Source organism: Streptomyces sp. NPDC030809, from assembly GCF_055572195.1.
Map to the genome: position 1 here is coordinate 44,754 of NZ_JBVIDV010000005.1, position 19,434 is coordinate 64,187.

The following is a 19,434-nucleotide window of genomic DNA, read 5'->3' on the forward strand; positions in this document are numbered from 1 at the left end:
CATCCGCAGAGGCGCCGGCTCGGTTCTGGCCTGGCGGCGGGCCCAGATGGTGACCTGTGTGGCCGCCCACCGCGAGTGCCTGCGAACGCAACCCGTCGCCCACCGGCACGCTGCCAGGCGCGAGCCATCCCAACCCTGGTCGGACGCAGACCGACTCGACACCCCGCGGCCGACGGGCCCAACGGAAGAAGGCAGCACATGCCTTGGACCACGAGCTGCTCGCCCAAGGCCATTCGCGCTGGGCGATCGCACGGCACCTGGGCTGGAGCCTCAACACCGTCCTCTGATGCGCGAACGCCGCCCGCTGGCAGAACACCTTCGGCGAGAACCGCCCCCGGCCCACCAGACCGGACCCCTACAAGCCCTACCTCGAACGCCGATTCACCAAGGGATGCACCAGCGCCACCCGACTCCACGGCGAACTGATTGCCGGCCAACGCGGCCCGACACCTACCAGATGGTTCGCGCCCACATCGCTACCCTGCGCCGGGCTCCGGCCAGCACGCCCCCCCCGGCCGCCGTCGGTGCGGCAGGCGACCGGCTGGGTCACCCGGCACCCCCACGGCCCTCACAGAAGAGAAGCATGCCGTCTTTCAAAGACGTCCTGACCCGCTGGCCTGAACTGGACACGGCGGCCGGGCATGTCCGCACCTTCGGGGGAGATACTCACGGGCCGCTCGGGGCCGGGGCTCCCTGCCTGGATTGACGCGGTAGATACCAGCCAGCTGCCCGGGCTCACCGGCTTTGCACTTCACCGGCTCCGGGACCGCGACGCCGCGACAGCCGGACTCACCCTGACTGGAGCTCCGGCAGCATCGAAGACGCCTTGAACCACATCAAGAAGATCAAGAGGCAGCTCCACGGTCGCGCTGGATGCCACCTGCTCCGGACGATGATCCTACTCCAGCAGCCCCGCAGTACTCTTGCTGATGCAGGTTCGGCGGGCTAGAACGTGCTGTGATCATTTTCGTGTGTGCCGCCTGCGCCCAGCCTCTGACCAGGGGCGTGCAGATCTCCGGGACGCTGGTCAGGCCCGAGTTCGACGGACGGACGGGACCCGACGGGTATCACCGGACCCCGGCCACCATGGACCAGGGGTTCTATGCTGTGGAGCCCGAGCCATGGGGCGCCCCGTTTCTTCGCACGGACGAATGCGTCGCAGTATTTCCCGGAGGTCCGGCTGTTGCGGATCCCGACGGAGACGGGTTTCTCACGTCCGCAGGCCCCCGAAACACGATCGTTCTCCACCCCAACGACGCGCCGGACCTGCTGCCCGACCTCGAAGGGGACCACGGAGGCTGCTGCGGGCTGCATGGCCAGGGTGGGCTGAATCGACTGTGCCCTTGCGGCGCTGCGGTGGGGACAGAGACCAGCGAGTGCTACACCGCGTACGAACTCCACCTTGACCCAGCACGGGTCCATGCCCGAGACATCGCCATCACCTGATCACTGCCAGAGTTCGTGAGGCAGATCAGCAGGTACGGATCCGAGGCTCAGACCCCTCCCGCGTCCTCGAACACCACGATGACTCTCCGCGCCGGCACCCCAAGATCTTGTGCCAGAACCCGTAACTCACCAACACAGCCACGGCGGAGTAGGCCCGACCGTGCCGAGCATCCCCGCGGGCGCGGGGTCGACTCCAGGTCGGCCGCCACCGAGTCCGCCGGCGGCGGAGCATCCCCGCGGGCGCCAGGTCGACCCGAGCACGACGTTGGCGCCGCGCGCGATGTCCGGAGCATCCCCGCGGGCGCGGGGACGACGCGTCCTCGGCCGGCGAGGTGGCCGCACCCCGCGGAGCATCCCCGCGGGCGCGGGGTCGACCAGCCGGCCGACCTTCGCCTGCTGGCCCGCACCGCAGCATCCCCGCAGGCGCGGGGTCGACACGCCTACCCCGGCCAGTACGGGCCGCTGGACGGAGCATCCCCGCGGGCGCGGGGTCGACGCCAGGCTCAGACGTTGCCCGGGGACAACCCGAGGAGCATCCCCGCGGGCGCGGGGTCGACTGCCGGACCGCGTCCGGCCGGGAGTCGTAGAGGGGAGCATCCCCGCGGGCGCGGGGTCGACCCGCAGAAAGACACCTCATGCAGCTAAACCGTCAAGCCGTGGGGTGTTGGGCCCCACTTCGGATCTCTCCGAGGGTCCGTCCCTGGGCCCCGCCAGCACGCGGGAGGCGGCTGACGGTGGCCGCCGGGCAGGTGGATCACCAGAGGCCGAAGAACCGTGTCCACCAGGTGGGTCGTGCTGCGAAGTGCTCCAGCGCGCTCGGGCCGTCGTAGTCGCTCTCCAGCAGTTCTTCGGGGATGCTCACGTAGCCGAGATCAGCCAGCGCCCGCTCCACGGTGGCGAGGTCGGCGAGGTCCAGCGCCCCCTCCTCGTGGGCTTCGTCCGTGCTGAGGAAAGCCCCCGGATTGTCCGCGCAGACCTCGGCAAGAGATCCGAACTTACTCACGCAGACCACGATCCGCGTCCCGCAGACCGTCGCATCCGCGGGCACGCGGACCCGCCCGTACTCACTTGAGTCCTGGGTGTCCCGCTCCGACTCGCACAGGACCCCAAAGTCTGCTTCGAGCCGGCGCACCAGCCCGCCGAACTTGAGGCCGGTGGCCGTGCGGTCATAGTGCAGCGGCTGTTCCAGCCGCTCCGGGTCGTCAAGCTCGCGCAGGAGGGTCAGCAGTTCTATCTCGCTCTTCGCCATTCGCACATCCTGCCGCCCGCCGGGCGGCAGTGGAGAGACAGGGCCGTCAGGTTCACGCCGTAGCCGTCGCCGCTGCCTGGGGCTCTGAGGGGAACGCGATCGCTTCATCGAACGGGGTCCGTGTCAGAAGGCAGTGGTGGAGCTGGCCGAGCATCCGGTTGAACAGGTGCCGCAGCGCCTGCATATGTCAGTCCCCTCCTGCCCGGCGACGCCGGTACTGGGCGTCCGCGCCGGTTGAACCACTCAGGGAGGCGAAGGCCCACAGGTGACTGACATGGTTGAGCCGGTTGTTCTTCACGAACCGGCGGCCGACATAGCGGCGCTTGCCGGAAGCCTCGCGTGATCGGAGCTGAGCCGGCGTACGCCTTCAGCCCTCCAGCCGTGGCGAACCGGGTCCGGTCGTCACCGATCTCACCCAAGATGCGGGCACCAACTTGGGGGCCAACCCCGGGAAAGCTCAGCATGATCGCCGCGTCCGGATGCGCGCGAAAGGCCTCCTCGGTGGCCCGCGCCAGGTCATCGACCGCCTCGCAGGCCGCGTCCAGCTGCAGCAGCAGGGCCCGTGCCTGCCTGCCCATGGCGTCCTCGACGAGAGGCAGCTGCCGAGGGGCTTCCTCACGGAAGAGCTGCTGGATCCGCTCGGCGTCCGCCTCAATGCCCCGGCGACGGCCGGCTCGCCGGAGCATGGCGGTCAGCTTCCACATCTGCAGCTTGGCGGCCAGAGCAGGTGTGGGTGCGACGGCCAGGATGCGGCGGGCATCGGGGCGGGTCAGGGTTCCTGGCTTGTCCCTGAACGCCTCGATCATCGCCGGGAAGTACTCCCTGAGCAGGGACCGCAGCTGGTTGGCGACCTGCTGCCGGTTCCAGACCGCGTCCTGCTGGGCTCGGGCCAGGACTGCGACGGCCTGGGCCAGGTCGGTGTCGGCGGGCAGTGGGCGGTGCACCGGCGCGTCGGTGCGGATGATGTTGGCGAGCACGAGCGCGTCGCCGGGATCGGATTTCTTGCGGCTGACTCCGTGCCGGTCGCGGTAGCGGGAGGCCGCCATCGGGTTGACCGCGTAGATCTTCCGGGGACCCTGCCTCAGCGTGGCGACCAGCAAGCCGCGGCTGGTCTCGATCGCCACCGGGATCGGCGCCTCGGCGGTGTCGCCGTGCTCGGCCAGGAGGTCCAGCAGCAGACGGTAGCCGTCCAGGTCATCGCCGATGCGGCACTTGGCCAGCAGCTTGCCGGTGCCGTCGACGAGCGCGACGTCGTGGTGTCCCTCCGCCCAGTCGATCCCGCAGAACACGTCCATGGATCCCGCCCCTTCTCCGGTGCCGTTCTCGAAGGCGAACACGCGGGGCCGCACGGCGCACTAATTCCAGGGCTCCAAGGTCCGCCACCTCATCAGCCGTGCGCGGCACCGCCAGACCGCACGGGCGCACGCCGTGTCCAGAGCTCGAAGCTCGTGAGGAGAAACGCGTCACCGTGCGGCAGCTCATCCATCGAGGATCCCGAACCCGACGGGCCCGTGGGGGCAGAACGTGCGAGGACCGGCCGGCGCCCAGCGCCACCAGTCTTTCAACAGACCTCGACGGTCGGAGGTGTCGTAGGGGTCACCACGGCACCGACCGGACCACACACGTCCTGCCCCGGGCTGGACAACGCCGCCCCGGGCCCATCAGAGATCCAGGACCTCTAATTACTAACGAATTAGAGGTGTCGTCCTCTGATTTGGGCGGAGCATCCCCGCGGGCGCGGGGTCGACGGTGACTTCACCGTGCGCAAGGGTCTGCTGAAGGGAGCATCCCCGCGGGCGCGGGGTCGACGAGGACCAGGCCCGCCGCATCGTCTACGACGCGGGAGCATCCCGCGGGCGCGGGGTCGACAACGCCACGCCCAACACCGACAACAACGTGGCCGGAGCATCCCCGCGGGCGCGGGGTCGACCGTGAACTCCGCGATCGTCGCCACGTACTGACCGGAGCATCCCCGCGGGCGCGGGGTCGACATCGTGACCCTGGTCGTGACCGCATCGCCTCGGGGAGCATCCCCGCGGGCGCGGGGTCGACAGGATGTTGTCCCCGGCGTCCCGCATCTCGATCGGAGCATCCCCGCGGGCGCGGGGTCGACCGTTCAGCATCCGCGACGGCGGCCCTGATGGCCGGAGCATCCCCGCGGGCGCGGGGTCGACGCAGAAGTTCTCGTGGATCGCGGTGATGTCCGCGGAGCATCCCCGCGGGCGCGGGGGCGACATGCGCGACACCGCGCGCGAGCCCGAGCACCTCGGAGCATCCCCGCGGGCGCGGGGGCGACCGGAAGTCGGCCATGGAGATGTCCGGATCCGGCGGAGCATCCCCGCGGGCGCGGGGGCGACCGGAAGTCGGCCATGGAGATGTCCGGATCCGGCGGAGCATCCCCGCGGGCGCGGGGGCGACCCGAGACCGACGATCGCGGTCTCGGCCTCGTCCGGAGCATCCCCGCGGGCGCGGGGCGACGGAGCGACAGGGGGTTGTACGTCTTTAGGACCGGGAGCATCCCCGCGGGCGCGGGGGCGACGGCCTACCGGGCCCGTCGGCCCAAGCCCCCGGGGGAGCATCCCCGCGGGCGCGGGGGCGACCTCCGCCCGCAGGGCCTCCAGATCCACCCGTCCGGAGCATCCCCGCGGGCGCGGGGGCGACCCTCTCTGAGGGCCAATCAGGCTCGCGCCGCCCGGAGCATCCCCGCGGGCGCGGGGGCGACAGTTCATGCCGGACACCTGGCGGCGGGTAGGAAGGAGCATCCCCGCGGGCGCGGGGTCGACGCGGCGGGGCGCTGTGGCGGAATGCCCGCAGCAGGAGCATCCCCGCGGGCGCGGGGTCGACGTCCGCGAACCGTTGGGCCGCGTCCCACTCCTCGGAGCATCCCCGCGGGCGCGGGGTCGACGCTTGCTGAGCTGGTGGTATGTCAGCGGACGTGGCCGGTTTCGTTCAGTTGATTTGAGTTCACTTGCAGAATCGCGTTTCGGCGAGCCGGCAGGAGCCGCTTCCTCAACACGGTACAGCCCAGTCGCGCCCGCGTTCCACGGGCGGCGAGGGCCCGGCCGGCAGGCGAGGCAAAGAGCACGAGGAACTGGTGCAGAGCGAGCGACTCAAAGCCACAGGGGCGCTGGAGGGCTCACATGCACGGCCTACCGGGTGGACGTGGTTCTTCGGCTACCTGCCGTGTGCAACGACATGGCCGGGCGGCACGGTGCCCACTCCCGCCGAGATCAGGGAGGCCAACCTGGGGACGATGTCGCCGACCTCATCGAGGTCCATCTCCGGCTCGTCCAAAATCCGCGACGATGTCAACGTCCGGTACGCGTGCGGTTCTCCACGCCTACGCGCGGGTGTTCCGTCTCAGTTGGCGGGCCACGTCCGTGTGCCCCCCGATCGACTCTACTGGTGAACGGCCCGCAGCATGGTGGCGTAGACCGGGGAGTCCGGGAACGGCTGTTGGTCGCCGGCTTTCGTGTAGCCCCATGGTTCGTAGACGGCCCGAACAGAGCCGTCGCCAACCGCTGGGCTGACCAGGCGGGTTGCTCGCTCCTCCTGGTGCTGCGGCAGCCATGCTTCGTGGAGTTGCCAGGCGACGCTGGTGCCGCGCCAGGCTTGCGCATCACGATCTCGCTCAGCGCTACCGTCCGTCGGCCGTCCTCAGCGGTGGACGCATGGGGCAGGGGGTTCTTCATCGATGACCACCAGCCGGTGTCTGCGGCGAGTGCAACGCCGGAGCAGAATCCTACGGGCTGATGGTCCTCGTCGTACCCGATCACGGCGGACCATCCCGGGCGAAAGGAGTACGCGGTCAGGCGGTCGTTGAATCGCTCGCGCGAGGAGAAGTCGCCGGTCAGGCCGAAGTCGTGGTGGTGTACATCGATGTGGATGTCGAGCACGTCTTCACGGATGATCGGCAGCTTACCTGCCAATAGGGTACGGATGCGGGCATGGAACCCGGCTATCCCCTCGGACCTCGACTCGACCTGCTCAACCGTCAGCTCATCGGCACACGGACGCACCAACGAGCCCCCACACCACATCCATCACGCGGACGCGGTTGCCGGACTAGGCTGACCGGATGACAGCTGAGCGCACAGCAGCCACGTTCCGCCGCATCCTCGCCTTGGCCGGTGCGGTCGGGATCGCCCTTGCCGGGAGTGCCTGTTCCTCGTCCGGGAGTTCCGGCGGGGCTGCGTCGGGCGGTGGGAAGCTGTCCTACGACCGGGTCGCCTCGACGGCGAAGCAGCTGACGAGTACGTCGGCCTGCCCGTTCGGCCTCGACCCGGCGGCGGCGCTGAAGGCGGCCGGTGCCGAACGGACCGTCACCCCGGCGGCGTCCGGTGGCGACCCCGCGGTTGAGGGGACCGTCGACCCGGGCCGCCCGGCCCAGGCCTGGCCCAGCGGGCAGCCCACGCCGTCCGGGCTCCCCTCCATCCCCGCCGTCCCGCCGAACGCGTCCGTCGTCTGCAACTTCACGGCCTCGCAAGCCCCGATGGAGATCGACCTCGTGGCCGTGTCCGAGGGCGAGGTGGCGGTGAACCTGGCGCTGCCGCAGATCGCCGCCCTCGGCAACCTCAGCGCTGACGAGGTCATGGCGTTCTCCAAGGACGAGCCCGCGATCGGCCAGACCAGGGTCACCCCGGGCCGGGGCACGGCCGCCGTCGCACGGGTGGCGGTGGCGGGCAAGGGCGACTTGGCGCTCGTGGTCTCCCAGGGCTCGACCGTCACCAAGGCGGACCCGGCCCTGGCCGGTGAGTCGCTCAGGAAGGTCGCCGAGGCACTCGCGGCCCAGCTGCGGCCGTAGGCGGCGCCGGCAGGCGAGCCGCCGCGCACTGCTCCCCACCCGACCGGAGCGAGCCGGTGCGGTACCCCTCAAGCAGACGCTCGGCTGGACCCGGCCTCATCTGCGGGACTCGCAGGCCGCCGACCGCTGGACATGGCTCGTCCTTGCCGCACGCGCTCAGCTCCGCCTGGGCCGCCCGCTCTCGCGCAATCTCCTCCGGCCCTGGGAGCGGCCGGCTGAACCGAGCAGGCTCACCCTGCCCGAGTCCGTCGCGGGTTCAGGAACCTGCGGGCGAAGACAGGCGCGCCAGCCCGTGCACCGAAACAAGGCGGCCATGCCCCGGCAGGCCACGCGGATCGAAGCACCGGCGGACCGTCAACCGCCACGACGGACGGACTGAGCTGCAAGTCAGGTGCCACGGCGCAACCGTCTCTGGCAGGATCACCCCATGACGTCCTACAGAAAGGCCCATGCCGCGTAGACGGCCCGGGCGTGTCCGCGCCGAGCAGTGGCCGCAGCACCGGCTTGCCCATCAACCCCCTATCGCTGGGCTGTCCCCGCCCGCTCTTGCCGAAGTTGCCAGGGTCGAGAGGAGCCGGAACTACCTGTGGCCTGGCGTCACGGCTGAGTCCGTGGGGATGTGGCGAGCGTTCGTACGGGACCCGTACCGCAACCTCTGTTGTGAGTACGAGAACGGCGGCTGCGGCGTGTGGGAATGCTGCGGCAGCCCCTTCGAAGCACGGGAGTTCCTGGAGGCCGTGATACACAGCATGTCCCGGCGCAGAGCTCGCGAGCTTCGATTCCTCGTAGACCAACTCGACAACTCGTACTGAGCGAGTTCAGGCAGGACGCCAACCGGCAAGCCACCCCAATATGACAGTGGGCGCACCGTCAGGTAGGGGTGGCGCGCACTGTCATACGGGGGGGTCAGGACTGGGCGTCCCACGCCACGTCGAGCGCAGTCTCCAGCTCGTCGGCCGGTAGCCGGTGCCTCGGCCTGCTGGGGCCGGGCCTCGATCATCGAGGCCTTGTACCGGGCCGCGGGCTCGGCCCGCTCCGCCTCCGCCTCCGCGCACTCCGCCGCCTCCGCGTCCTTGAAGGCTGCGGCTGTGGCTCTCGTACGGGTCGCTCATCCGGTGCACGGCTCCTTTCGGTGTGCCGTGCGGCAAGTGGTCGGTCCGGTGGGGGGCTCATGGTGGCGGCCGGGTGCCGTGTCGGGAGGCTGGTGGCTGGTTCTCGCCGAGGTGTCTGGAAGGTACACGCGCTCAGTGGGCGAGCGTGGCGTGCTCTGGGTCAGTCCGCATCAGGACCAGCGTGTTCGACCGTGGAGACCACCCGCACCAGTGCAGGCGTCCTGGGGGCCGATCCGAAGCCGAAACAGACGGGTGGAGAAACGGGTGCGAGGGGACCGAGGTCGGCGCCGTCGAAGGACGCGTCGGCGGCGATGATCGGGCACAGGCCGCCAGCCGCGTACCACTGACGGTATCCAGGGCGCGAGCTGCCCCGGGTCCGTGCACCGGTCATCACGCGCGCGGGCACGTCGGTCAGGGCCGCCCACAGCGGTCGCCGGGCGAGGGGGCGGGGCACGGCGCTCAGCAGCAGGCCGAGGGGGCCCGGGCGGCCGAGGCGAAAGCGGAGCTCCAGGGGTCCTGCCGCGATGTCCCACACGCTGTCGCGTCGGTGCTGCACCTGCACGGGAGTCGTCCGGACCTCGTCGAAGTGGTAGACGCCGGCGATGTACTGCGTGGTGCGGGCGGTGGGCGCCAGCAGCAGACGCCGGCCGTCGGCGCCTTCCAGCATCACGTCGCTGAACGGCCCGAAGGGCGAGCGGGGCCAGTGGCCCACGACCACGCGCGTGCCCGAGCCCGTCCCGACGGCCGCGATCCAGCCGTCGAACGTCAGCCGTTCCCGTCCCACCTCCCACGGGTACCCCGTGACGCGGCCACTCATACCGTCGTGCCCATCGCGGTGTGGTCTGCACGCCGGACAGCGCGGTCTGGGTCAGTTGCAGACCTCGGGCTTCCACCGGCGTTCCGGGTGGGCCAACGAGCACAACCCGATGCGGATCGGGCAGGTCGCCGTACCGTTCGGGATCTGCGCCGAGCCCAGCACAACGTCGAAGCCGGCGGACACGCCTGCCCGTTCCGGTTCCGATGCCTGGGCTGTGATCACTTCCGCAGCGACCCCTGCCACCTTCCGGACCTGCGGGCCTACCTGGACACCCTGCTTCGAGACCGGGAACGGCCGGCCGCGGTCACCGAGCTCGATCCGCAGGGTCGAGAGCAACCTCGACGCCCTCACCGACGAAGAACGGGAGGAGATCCGTCAGGGCACCCCGGCCCTGCGCCGGTCCCGCGCCGTGCCACCCGACACCTGCGGACCCGGATACCCACCGCTGGTCGAGGGAGCGCAGCCTTTACCCTGGGGTGCGAGCAAGTCGGTTCCGTCCGGCGGTCAGGCGGGAACGCCGGCCCGGTCCAGGACGGCGGCCATCTCCTCCTCGGGAAGCGCCGGGTTGGCGCCTGCGCTGGATGCCAGTTCGGGGACGAGCAGGGCCTCGCGGAGCCGGTGGAACGGGAGGCGCGGGTCGCGGACCGCCGCCTGACGGGTCCAGACGACGGGGTCGTGGCTGAGCCGTTCGATCAGCTCCGGCGTGGCGGCCGGATCCCGTACGGCCAGCCGGCGGTGGTTCCCGTCGGGGTGGTTCGCGTAGCGGGTGGCCAGGCCCTCGCGGGGGAACCGAGGGTGCGTCTCCGCCATCCAGGCGGAGAACGTCCCACCCAGCCGCGCAAACACCCGCATCAGGACCTCCTCCGGAGTGTCGGGGTGGTGCATGCCCAGGAGGTTCTCCACCACCGGGTCCTCGACGCGTGCGAGCAGGCGCAGCAGGTCAGGCGGCAGGTGGGGGCTTCGGGCGGCGGCGCGCTGGAGCAGCGGGTGAGCCGAGGCCGCGGCCCGGCGCATGACCTCGGGGTCGGCGAGCCCGTCCCGTACCCACCGCACGCCGTCGCCCCTGTCGAGGTCCCCGGCCGTGAAGTCGATGGCCATGCGCCGCGCCTCGTCCAGCTCGGGCCGAAGGGAGACAGCGAGCCGTACGGCCTCGTCGGGGTCCACGGCGAGCCGCTCTACGAGGTCGGCGGGCAGCGACGGGTTCTCGGCGAGGCAGGTCAGGTGCGTCCGCTCGGCGACGCACCGCTCGGCGTCGGCACGGTCAAGGAGTCCGCGGCGCAGCGCCTCGGCGGCGGACTTCGGGTCGCGGAGGAGTTCGGCGGTCACGCGGGCGTCCCGCCGGCACTCCTGGAGCTGGGCGGCCCGCCGCACCTCGGGGTCGGGGTCGGCCAGCAGGGCCGACCGCTCGCCCGCCGACAGGGCCTCCCATGCACGCACCGCTTCCCGGCGCGCTGCCGCACGGTGGTGGGTGGCCATCGATGCCACGAACGATGGCGCCAGACGGGGCGACTCCAGCAGGGCCGCGCGTACGGAATGATCGGGGTCGTCGAGCAGGCGGGCGCACACGGCATCCGGGAGCGGCGCGACCTCTGCGCGCGGATCGTGCACCTCGGGTCCATATGCGAGAGCTGCCCGCACCTTGGGAGAAGGATCGTCCGCGAGCCGAGCCCGCTGTGCAGGCTCCGCCCTGGCACTCATGGCGAAATCGATCCGGGCCCCCGGGTTGGGGTGGGCCAGGATCAGCGCGACGGCCGGCTCGGGGAGTCCGGCCCGGTGAAGAACGTCACGCGGCGGACGGTCACCGTCCGCCCCGAAGGCGAGCAGGCGCAGCAGCAGCGGCGTGGGCAGCGCCGGATTTCGGGCCACTCCGTCCAGCGCGGATGCGTGGAACGCCACCATGATTCCTCTCCCCCCTCTGTCCTCCCCGATCGGTCCGCGCCCATGATCTCGTATGCCCTGCACGGCACCTGCCGATCGCCGTTGCACCGGTCCTTGAGTGCGCGGGCGTGCTGTTGCGGAACCGGGCGGACGGGACGCCGTGGACGGCCTGGCCGCTCGTGCTGCTCGGGGCGGGCCTGGTGACGGCGCTGGTCGGACATCCGCCGCCCGGCCCCGGCCCCACCCACGGGCACGCAGCCGCCCGCCACGACCACATCCCGGCCCACCTGCGCGCCGCCGGGCTCGGGGCGCGTTGGCCGACCTCGGCTTCCGCGGCCTGGACGACGGCATTCGCGACGCCGTGATCGTCTCCGGCTCCGGCGCCAGCCGCACGCACAAGCTCACCCCGGGCCAGAAGGAAGCCGACCGCGTCCTCGCCGTCGGGCGTGCACCGGTCGAGCCCCTCTGGCCAAGAACCCCGAGCGCGGCTTTGACTTGCTCGTACACGGCAACGGCAGTGGAGGGACACGGGCATGCGCGCACGGGGCATCAACTACGACACGGGATTCCTCCCGGGGGAAGAACTCTCCCGCAAGAACTTCACCCCTGAGACGGTCCGGCACGACATGGCGGTGATCGCCGGAGATCTCCACTGCGACGCCGTTCGCATCTCGGGACGAGAGCCTGAACGGTTGAGCATCGCTGCAAGGCATGCTGCAGACGCCGGCCTCGAGGTCTGGTTCGCCCCCTTTCCCGTGGACCTTCCCCGCGACCAGTTGCTCCCGTTCTTCGCCGACTGCGCCGCTCGGGCCGAAACCGTACGGGAGGCCGGCGCCGATGTGGTGTTCGTCGCCGGCTGCGAGATCAGTGCGTTCTGCGGCGGTTTCCTCCCGGGCGACACCTACGGCGACCGTATGCGGGCCATGGCTGCCGCCGACATGGAGTGGTGGTCCTCCCTCGGACCGGTGCAAGAACGCCTCAACGACTTCCTCTCCCAGATCGCCGCAACCGTCCGTACGCGCTTCCGCGGGCGGGTCACCTACGCCTCGGCTCCCTGGGAGTTCGTCGACTGGGGTGCGTTCGACCTCGTCGGCATCGATGCCTACCGGGCCGCCTACAACGCCGACGGCTTCCGTGACGAGCTGCGCAGGCACCTCGCCCACGGCAAGCCCGTCGCGGTGACCGAGTACGGCACCTGTGCGTACCAGGGCGCGGGAGAACGCGGTGGCATGGCCTGGCAGGTGCCGCACGGCGCGGTCCCGGACGAGGACGAGCAGGTGCGCTACCTCACCGAATTGCTGGACATCTTCGAGGACGAAGGCGTGGACACCGCGCTCTGGTTCACCTTCGCCGGTTACAGCAGGCCCGGGGAGCAGGACCTCGGCTCCTACGGCGTCGTCAGGATGCTCGACGAGAGGCGCTGGGAACCGAAAAGGGTATTCCACACGATGGCAGCCAGATACCGGCGCGGCTGAAGTACCAGGACCTCCGGCCCTGGGCAGCACCCGCTCTGCAGCCCCCGTGCATCGGTCGCGCCGGGGTGCGGGGCGACGGATGGTCTACTGCACGGACTGCCGCCCCTGACCGGCATGAGCACCCCGAACGGCCGTCACACCCGCCCTTCGACTTGCGCCTTCGAGTGGGCGGAGGCCCGGCGATCACCCGTGCGGCCGGTACCCCTCGGCTGCGAGATTTGTCGCAATTCGGCTATAAAACTCCCTCGTGGCCCCTTCGTCTGCTGCACGGGGCCGTCAGCGGAGAGGTCGAGGGTGAGCTCTGATCACTTGTGCGGGACCGGCGGTCCGGCGGTGGATGCCGCACGGCCGCGGCCCGTTCCGTTCCGGGGCGGGGTGACTCCCGTTGGGCGTCCTGCGTGACCACCCCGAGCTCGTGCTCTTCCTGTGCCTCGCGCTGGGGTACCTCGTCGGGAAGGCCAAGGGCGGGCCGATCGCCCTCGGCGGGATCTGCGGCACCCTCATCGTCTCGCTGCTGTTCGGCGCCTGGACCGGCGTCGAGATCGACGCCGACGTCAAGACGGTCTTCTTCGCCCTGTTCATCTTCGCCCTCGGCTACCTCGCCGGGCCGCAGTTCTTCGCCAACCTCAACCGGGGCAGCCTGCGCTTCCTGACCCTCAGTCTGGTGGAACTGACCTCCGTGCTGGGCCTGGCCTGGGTGCTGGCCGAGTGGTTCGACCTGGACGTGGGCACGGCCTCCGGCATCCTCGCGGGCGCGGCCACCGAGTCGGCCGTGGTCGGCACGGCCACCGAGGCCATCGGAAAGCTCCCCGGCCTGTCGGCCGATCAGGTCAGCTCCTATCAGGGGCACGTGGCCACGGCGTACACCGTCTGCTACCTCTTCGGCCTCATCACCATCGTGATCTACACCAGCCAGATCATGCCCATGCTGCTCCGGATCGACCTGCGCACGGCCTGCCGCGAGCTGTGGGAGCGGATGCGGGGCGGCGCGGCCGGGCTGCAGAACGACGAGCGGGAGGCCCTGCCCGGGCTCGTCGGCCGGACCTTCCTCGTCACCCGGGCCGACGGCCGCACCGTGGAGGACCTCCAGGCGTCCTTCGACGGCAGGATCACGGTGGAGGCCGTCCGGCGGGGGTCGAAGGACCTGACCCCGGATCCCGCCCTCGAACTCGTCCTCTCCGACCTCATCCTCGTGGTGGGCCGGCGCGCGAAAATGGTCGAGGCGGCCCGGGTCATCGGACCGGAGACCCCCGGGATCCCCGGGGTGGACACCCCGCTGGCCTCCGCCCAGATGGCCGTCACCGACGCCTCAGCCGTCGGCCGCAGCATCCGCGACATCCAGAGGGAGCACCCGGAGTTCGCAGCGAACGGCGTGTACGTCACCGAGGTGGTGCGCGGCGACCAGCGGCTGCCGGCGAGCCCCGAGACGGTACTGGCCCGCGGTGACGTCGTCACGCTCGTCGGTGGCCGTTCCGGACTCGCCAAGCTGGTGGCGAAGATCGGCACCATCGCCCGCAACGACGCCACCGACTTCATCTACCTGGGGCTGGGCATCGCGGCCGGCTCCCTCATCGGGCAGCTCTCGGTGCGCCTCGGCGGCGCACCGCTGGCTCTCGGGACCGGCGGGGGCTGCCTCGTATCGGGCCTTGTCTTCGGCTGGTTCCGTTCGCGCCGCCAGACCTTCGGTGCCTTCCCTCCCCAGGCCGCCACCACCATCAAGGACATGGGTCTGGCCGTCTTCATCGCCTGTACGGGACTCACCGCCGGGCCCCAGGCGTGGCCGCTGCTCAAGCAGTACGGGGCGCTGCTGCCGGTCGCAGGCGTCGCCATGGTCCTCGTACCGGCGACCCTCTCCCTCCTCCTCGGCAGCCTGGTCCTGAAGATCGACCCGCCGCTGCTGATCGGTGCGATCGCGGGGCAGCAGTGCTCCACCCCTGCCATCACGGCCGTCACCCAGTCCGCGGGCAGCTCGGTACCGATGCTCGGCTACACGATCACCTACGCCCTCTCCAACTTCCTGCTCCCCCTCACCGGGCCCGTCCTCGTCGGCATCCTCGGCGCCTGACAGGGACGGCACGGCCGGTTCCACGGACACCGCCGCACGCGCTCCCGTGACGGCGCGGCTCCCCTCCCCCACCCCCGACAGGTCCTGTACATGATCGAATTCCTCGACCGGAACATCTTCACTCCCCACCCGGAACTCCTGGTCTTCCTCGCCGTCGCCCTGGGCTTCCTGGCAGGGAAGATCCGCTACCGGGCCATTGCCCTGGGCTCGGTCACCGGTTGCCTGGTGGTCGGCCTGATCATGGGCGCCCAGTTCGGCATCCAGATCGAGGGGACCGTCAAGAGCCTCTTCTTCACGATGTTCCTCTTCGCCCTCGGCTACAAGGTCGGGCCCCAGTTCTTCCGCGGGCTCCGGAAGGACGGTCTGCCGCAGGTCCTCAACGCGGTCGTCGTCTGCGTCACCGGCCTGCTGGTCTGCTGGGGCTTCGCCGGCATGCTCGGCTACGGACCGGGCCTGTCGGCCGGGCTGCTCGGCGGCGCGCTGACCCAGTCCGCCGTCATCGGCGTCGCCGGCGACGCCATCTCCAGCCTGCCCGGCCTCACGGCGACCCAGGCGAAGGAGCAGTCCAACCTCGTCGCCGTCGCCTACGCCGTCACCTATCCGCTCGGCACCGTCCTCGCCGCGCTCCTGCTGTCCTCCGTCCTGCCCCGCCTCTACCGCCGGGACATCGCCGCCGAATCCGCCGCCCTGGCCGCCGAGATGGACGCCGCCCAGGACAACCCCGACCTGCACGAGGGCTATTACGAAGTCGTCCTGCGCGCCTACACCATCGAGCAGCCCGACCTGGTCGGCCGTACGATCGAGGACTTCGAGCAGCAGCAGAAGGCCCTGGACCGGCGGATCTACCTCACCCGGGTCCGGCGCGAGGGCAGGATCCTGGACCACACCCAGGACACCGTCCTGCGCGAAGGGGACGTCGTAGCGGTCTCGGCGCTGCGGGGCTCCCTGGTCTCCTTCGACCCCCGCGCCCGCATCGGCCCGGAGACCGACGACGTCGAACTGCTCGGCTACCAGACCGAAACCCTGCACGTGGTCGCCTCCGACAAGGAGCAGCTCGGCAAGACCGTGGCAGCGCTGCGGGCCGAACCGTTCATGGTCGGTGTGTACATCGACACGTTGTACCGGGCGGGGGCCGAGTTCCCCTACCGGCTTTCCACCCCGATCGAGCGGGGCGACACGCTGGTCCTGACCGGCCCGGCGCGACTGGTCGTCCCGGCCGCCAAGGCGATCGGCAAGCCCGTCCCGACCTCTTTCGCCACGGACATGATCTGGGTCGGCCTCGGCATCTTCCTCGGCGGCTGCATCGGCATCCCCGCCCTCAAGGCCGGCGGCGTCCCGATCTCGCTGTCGACCTCCGGCGGCGCGCTCATCATGGGCCTGGTCTTCGGCTGGATCCGGAGCAAATACCCCACCTTCGGCAACGTGCCCCCGGGCGCCCAGTGGTTCATGGACACCCTCGGTCTGTGCCTGTTCGTCGCCGTCGTCGGCATCAACGCGGGCCCGTCGTTCACCTCCGGCCTCTCGGAGGCCGGCTGGGGGCTGCTGCTCTGGGGCGCCGTCGCCACCGTCATCCCCCTCCTCACCGGCTTCCTCTTCGGACACCACGTACAGAAGATCCGGATGCCGATCCTGCTCGGCGTCGTCGCCGGCGGCCAGACCACCACGGCCGCCATCGGCGCCATCAACGAGACGGCCAGGAGCACCGTCCCCGTCCTCGGCTACACCGTCCCCTACGCCGTCGCCAACGTGCTCCTGACCATCTGGGGCGCGGTCATCGTCCTCCTCCACCACTGACCGCTGACCGCTGATCACTGACCAATGACCACTGAGCACTGAGCACTGACCACGGCACCGTTCCACCGCTCCCTCCACGACCGACCCCACCACGGGCCACTGCGGTCCAGCCGTCCCGCCCCCGACAAGGAGCCACCCCGATGAGGACCAGCTTCACCCGCGAAGAGATCCAGGCCTTCGCCCAGCTCTCGCCGTTCGAGCTCAAGGACAAGTTCATCCAGATCGCCACCGCCGCCCAGGCGGACAAGCCCGGTCAGAAGGACACCACGGCCCGGGCGATGCTCAACGCAGGCCGCGGCAACCCGAACTGGATCGCCACGGGACCCCGCGAGGCCTTCTACGCCCTCGGGTACTTCGCCCTGTCGGAGTCGCGGCGGGTGTGGACCGCCGACAACCTCGGCGGCATGCCGGAGCGGAAGGACATCGGGCGCCGCTTCGACTCCTGGTGCCGCCGGCACCCCGACCTCCCCGGCGTGGAACTGCTCCAGAAGTGCGTCGAGTACGCCGTGCAGCGGTTCGGCTTCGACCGGGACGCGTACATCCACGAGCTGACGGACTCCATCACGGGCGACAACTACCCCGTGCCGGACCGGATGCTCGTGCACGCCGAGCGGGTGGTGCACGGCTACCTGGCCGACGAGCTGTTCGACGGGCGTCCCCCGCAGGGCGGGTACTCCCTGTTCGCGACCGAGGGCGGCACGGCGGCCATGTGCTACATCTTCGACTCGCTGATGAAGAACGGGATCCTCCACAAGGGGGACAAGATTGCGCTGATGACCCCGGTCTTCACCCCCTACCTGGAGATTCCCGAACTCGACACCTTCGAGTTCGAGGTCGTGCACATCCAAGCCAGCCTCTTCGCCGAGACGGGTGTCCGGGAGTGGCGGTACCCGACCGAGGAGGTCGCCAAGCTCGCCGACCCCGACATCAAGATGGTCTGCCTCGTCAACCCGTCCAACCCGCCCTCGCTCGCGCTCAGCGAGCGGGTCGCCCACCAGATCAAGGACATCGTCGCGGGCCCCAATCCGAACCTGATCATCGTGACGGACGACGTGTACGGCACGTTCGTGCCGAACTTCCGCTCCCTTGCCGCCGACATCCCCCGCAACACCCTGCTGGTCTACTCGTACTCCAAGCACTACGGCTGCACGGGCTGGCGCCTGGGCGTCATCGGGCTGCACGACGACAACGTCATCGACGAGATGATCTCGAACTTCCCGGCCGAGCAGAAGGCGCGCCTCGCCGCGCGGTACGGGACCCTCACCCTCGAACCCGACAAGATCCGGTTCATCGACCGGATGGTCGCCGACTCCCGCTCCGTCGCCCTCAACCACACCGCCGGGCTCTCCCTGCCCCAGCAGACCATGATGAGCCTCTTCTCGCTCTTCGCCCTGCTGGACGAGGGGCAGGCGTACAAGGAAAAGCTGAGGGAGATCGTCCACCGACGCCTCGACCTCCTCCTGGAGGGCGCCCAGATGAAGATCGCCGCCGACGACCGGCGGGCTGCCTACTACATCGAGCTCGACCTGCTCGCCGAAGCGGAACGCGTCCACGGCAAGGATTTCGCCGACTTCCTGGAGAAGAGCTACGAGCCCGTGGACCCGCTCTTCCGCCTCGCCGAGCACACCTCCGTCGTCCTGCTCAACGGCGGCGGCTTCGAGGGGCCCGAATGGTCGGTACGGGTCTCCCTCGCCAACCTCGACGACCTCGACTACCTCAAGATCGGACATCACCTGCGCGAGATCTTCAACGGCTACGCAGCCGAGTGGCAGGCTTCGGCGACCGTGTGACAGGGCGGGGTGCGGGTTCGCCGTCCAGCACGGCCGCGTCCGCAATCGCCGCGAGGATCCTGGAGCTCCGGCCGATCGACCTTCATCGGGTGACGGACCGCAGCCACGTGCCCGCGCTCCGCTGCAATCAGCGTCGCCCTTCGGCCCGCCTCTGCAGACGGCTGCCGCAGAACCAGCGGGAGTTCTTGACGGCTTTCCCGCTCTCCTGCGGCCTGGTCGAAGAGCAGGAACGCTCAGGGCGGGCCGAAGCCTGACCAGGCGGAAGTGCCCGGCCCGACTGCAGCCTCCGTGCCTGGCTCCGGCGGATTTCGTGCTCGCCGGGTGATCCGGGATCGACAGCGGACCGCCGTCGGGGAACCGTCCGATCGTGGCCGCGGCGCCGAGCGCGCGGTCGACGCCGGCGGTCCCGTAGAGCTCGGCGAGCGCGACCGTGCCGGCCGCCTTCGCCCGCATCCGTCGGACACCGGTAGCCGCTCGCCGCTCGCCTCGACCAGCCGGTCCGGCGCCCCGGGTCGATCGCCAGGAACTCGGCCTCGGCCGGGCCGGCCACACGCGCCCGGTGCGGCCGCCCGGGGCACGCGGCTTCATGAGTCCGTCAGGAGGCGGGTACCTGATCCCTGGGCCCATCGGTGCTCCTGTGCCGACGTGGTCCGTGTCCATGCAGCGTCAGGGCCAAGCGGGCGAGACGGAATTCGACGAAAACGAACCGCAGTCTGTTCGCGAGGAACGCTGTGCCGTAGAACGGGCCGAACGCCGGGAGGCACGCAAGGCTGCACTGCTCGACTCGCGCGGAGCCCATGTCTGCGTCGCCATCGTGACCGTCGCCCTGGTCCTCCTCATCCGGAACGGGAAGCTGGTAGCTCTGGGCATCGTCGGAGGAGTCTTTCTGCTCTGGTTCTCCGCGGCCCTCGCACGGGCCCAGGCCGACGGGGACCACGGACGACACGCACTCCGACGCGCCTACCACGCCACTTTCGGATGGGGCGACGGGTTCTGAACGCCAA

Annotated in this window: 12 protein-coding genes, 2 pseudogenes and 1 CRISPR repeat array; of the genes and pseudogenes, 9 read left to right on the plus strand and 5 right to left on the minus strand. The window is 70.5% G+C overall.

Going from position 1 to position 19,434, the window contains the following annotated elements:
- Nucleotides 1-1,610 precede the first annotated feature (1,610 nt).
- A CRISPR array of direct repeats spans nucleotides 1,611-2,064; the repeat unit is 28 nt; unit sequence GGAGCATCCCCGCGGGCGCGGGGTCGAC.
- A 136-nt stretch (nucleotides 2,065-2,200) separates the two neighbouring features.
- Nucleotides 2,201-2,695 (minus strand): hypothetical protein, encoded by a 495-nt coding sequence (locus ACZ407_RS08660; protein ID WP_468127106.1) that lies wholly within the window; start codon nucleotides 2,693-2,695, stop codon nucleotides 2,201-2,203.
- 52 nt (nucleotides 2,696-2,747) lie between these two features.
- A pseudogene (locus ACZ407_RS08665) lies at nucleotides 2,748-3,990 on the minus strand (IS110 family RNA-guided transposase).
- A 2,457-nt stretch (nucleotides 3,991-6,447) separates the two neighbouring features.
- On the opposite strand from ACZ407_RS08665, the gene ACZ407_RS08670 reads away from it, so the two are divergent.
- The 3 genes and pseudogenes from ACZ407_RS08670 to ACZ407_RS08680 form a co-directional block, all read left to right on the plus strand.
- Nucleotides 6,448-6,627 (plus strand): hypothetical protein, encoded by a 180-nt coding sequence (locus ACZ407_RS08670; RefSeq protein WP_468126645.1) that lies wholly within the window; start codon nucleotides 6,448-6,450, stop codon nucleotides 6,625-6,627.
- A 146-nt stretch (nucleotides 6,628-6,773) separates the two neighbouring features.
- A complete protein-coding gene (locus ACZ407_RS08675) occupies nucleotides 6,774-7,499 on the plus strand; it encodes a hypothetical protein (RefSeq protein ID WP_468126647.1) in 726 nt (241 codons plus the stop codon).
- A gap of 70 nt (nucleotides 7,500-7,569) precedes the next feature.
- Nucleotides 7,570-7,930, plus strand: a pseudogene (locus ACZ407_RS08680) (hypothetical protein); the annotation flags it as partial.
- Nucleotides 7,931-8,771: 841 nt separating this feature from the next.
- Here ACZ407_RS08680 and ACZ407_RS08685 read toward each other — a convergent pair.
- From ACZ407_RS08685 to ACZ407_RS08695, 3 genes are all read right to left on the minus strand, one after another.
- On the minus strand, nucleotides 8,772-9,395 hold the full coding sequence (locus ACZ407_RS08685; protein WP_468126649.1) for a hypothetical protein: 624 nt from the start codon (nucleotides 9,393-9,395) through the stop codon (nucleotides 8,772-8,774).
- An 84-nt stretch (nucleotides 9,396-9,479) separates the two neighbouring features.
- Nucleotides 9,480-9,764: a hypothetical protein gene (locus ACZ407_RS08690; protein ID WP_468126650.1), complete on the minus strand. Its 285-nt coding sequence runs from the start codon at nucleotides 9,762-9,764 to the stop codon at nucleotides 9,480-9,482.
- A gap of 168 nt (nucleotides 9,765-9,932) precedes the next feature.
- A complete protein-coding gene (locus ACZ407_RS08695; protein ID WP_468126652.1) occupies nucleotides 9,933-11,327 on the minus strand; it encodes a Mucin-2 in 1,395 nt (464 codons plus the stop codon).
- Between the two features lie 107 nt (nucleotides 11,328-11,434).
- Here ACZ407_RS08695 and ACZ407_RS08700 point away from each other — a divergent pair, with 107 nt between their 5' ends.
- The 6 genes from ACZ407_RS08700 to ACZ407_RS08725 all read left to right on the plus strand — a co-directional run bounded on the left by ACZ407_RS08700 (nucleotide 11,435) and on the right by ACZ407_RS08725 (nucleotide 19,427).
- Entirely contained in the window at nucleotides 11,435-11,671 is a 237-nt protein-coding gene (locus ACZ407_RS08700) for a hypothetical protein (protein ID WP_468126654.1), read from the plus strand.
- 168 nt (nucleotides 11,672-11,839) lie between these two features.
- Nucleotides 11,840-12,781 carry a hypothetical protein gene (locus ACZ407_RS08705; RefSeq protein ID WP_468126656.1) on the plus strand — a complete coding sequence of 314 codons (942 nt, stop codon included), beginning with the start codon at nucleotides 11,840-11,842 and terminating at the stop codon, nucleotides 12,779-12,781.
- Nucleotides 12,782-13,166: 385 nt separating this feature from the next.
- The gene (gene aspT, locus ACZ407_RS08710) at nucleotides 13,167-14,846 is read left to right on the plus strand and encodes an aspartate-alanine antiporter (protein WP_468126658.1); all 1,680 of its coding nucleotides are present in this window, start codon (nucleotides 13,167-13,169) and stop codon (nucleotides 14,844-14,846) included.
- Nucleotides 14,847-14,936: 90 nt separating this feature from the next.
- A complete protein-coding gene (gene aspT / locus ACZ407_RS08715) occupies nucleotides 14,937-16,640 on the plus strand; it encodes an aspartate-alanine antiporter (protein WP_468126660.1) in 1,704 nt (567 codons plus the stop codon).
- A 140-nt stretch (nucleotides 16,641-16,780) separates the two neighbouring features.
- A complete protein-coding gene (locus ACZ407_RS08720) occupies nucleotides 16,781-18,430 on the plus strand; it encodes a bifunctional aspartate transaminase/aspartate 4-decarboxylase (RefSeq protein WP_468126662.1) in 1,650 nt (549 codons plus the stop codon).
- A 652-nt stretch (nucleotides 18,431-19,082) separates the two neighbouring features.
- The gene (locus ACZ407_RS08725; RefSeq protein WP_468126664.1) at nucleotides 19,083-19,427 is read left to right on the plus strand and encodes a hypothetical protein; all 345 of its coding nucleotides are present in this window, start codon (nucleotides 19,083-19,085) and stop codon (nucleotides 19,425-19,427) included.
- Nucleotides 19,428-19,434 lie beyond the last annotated feature (7 nt).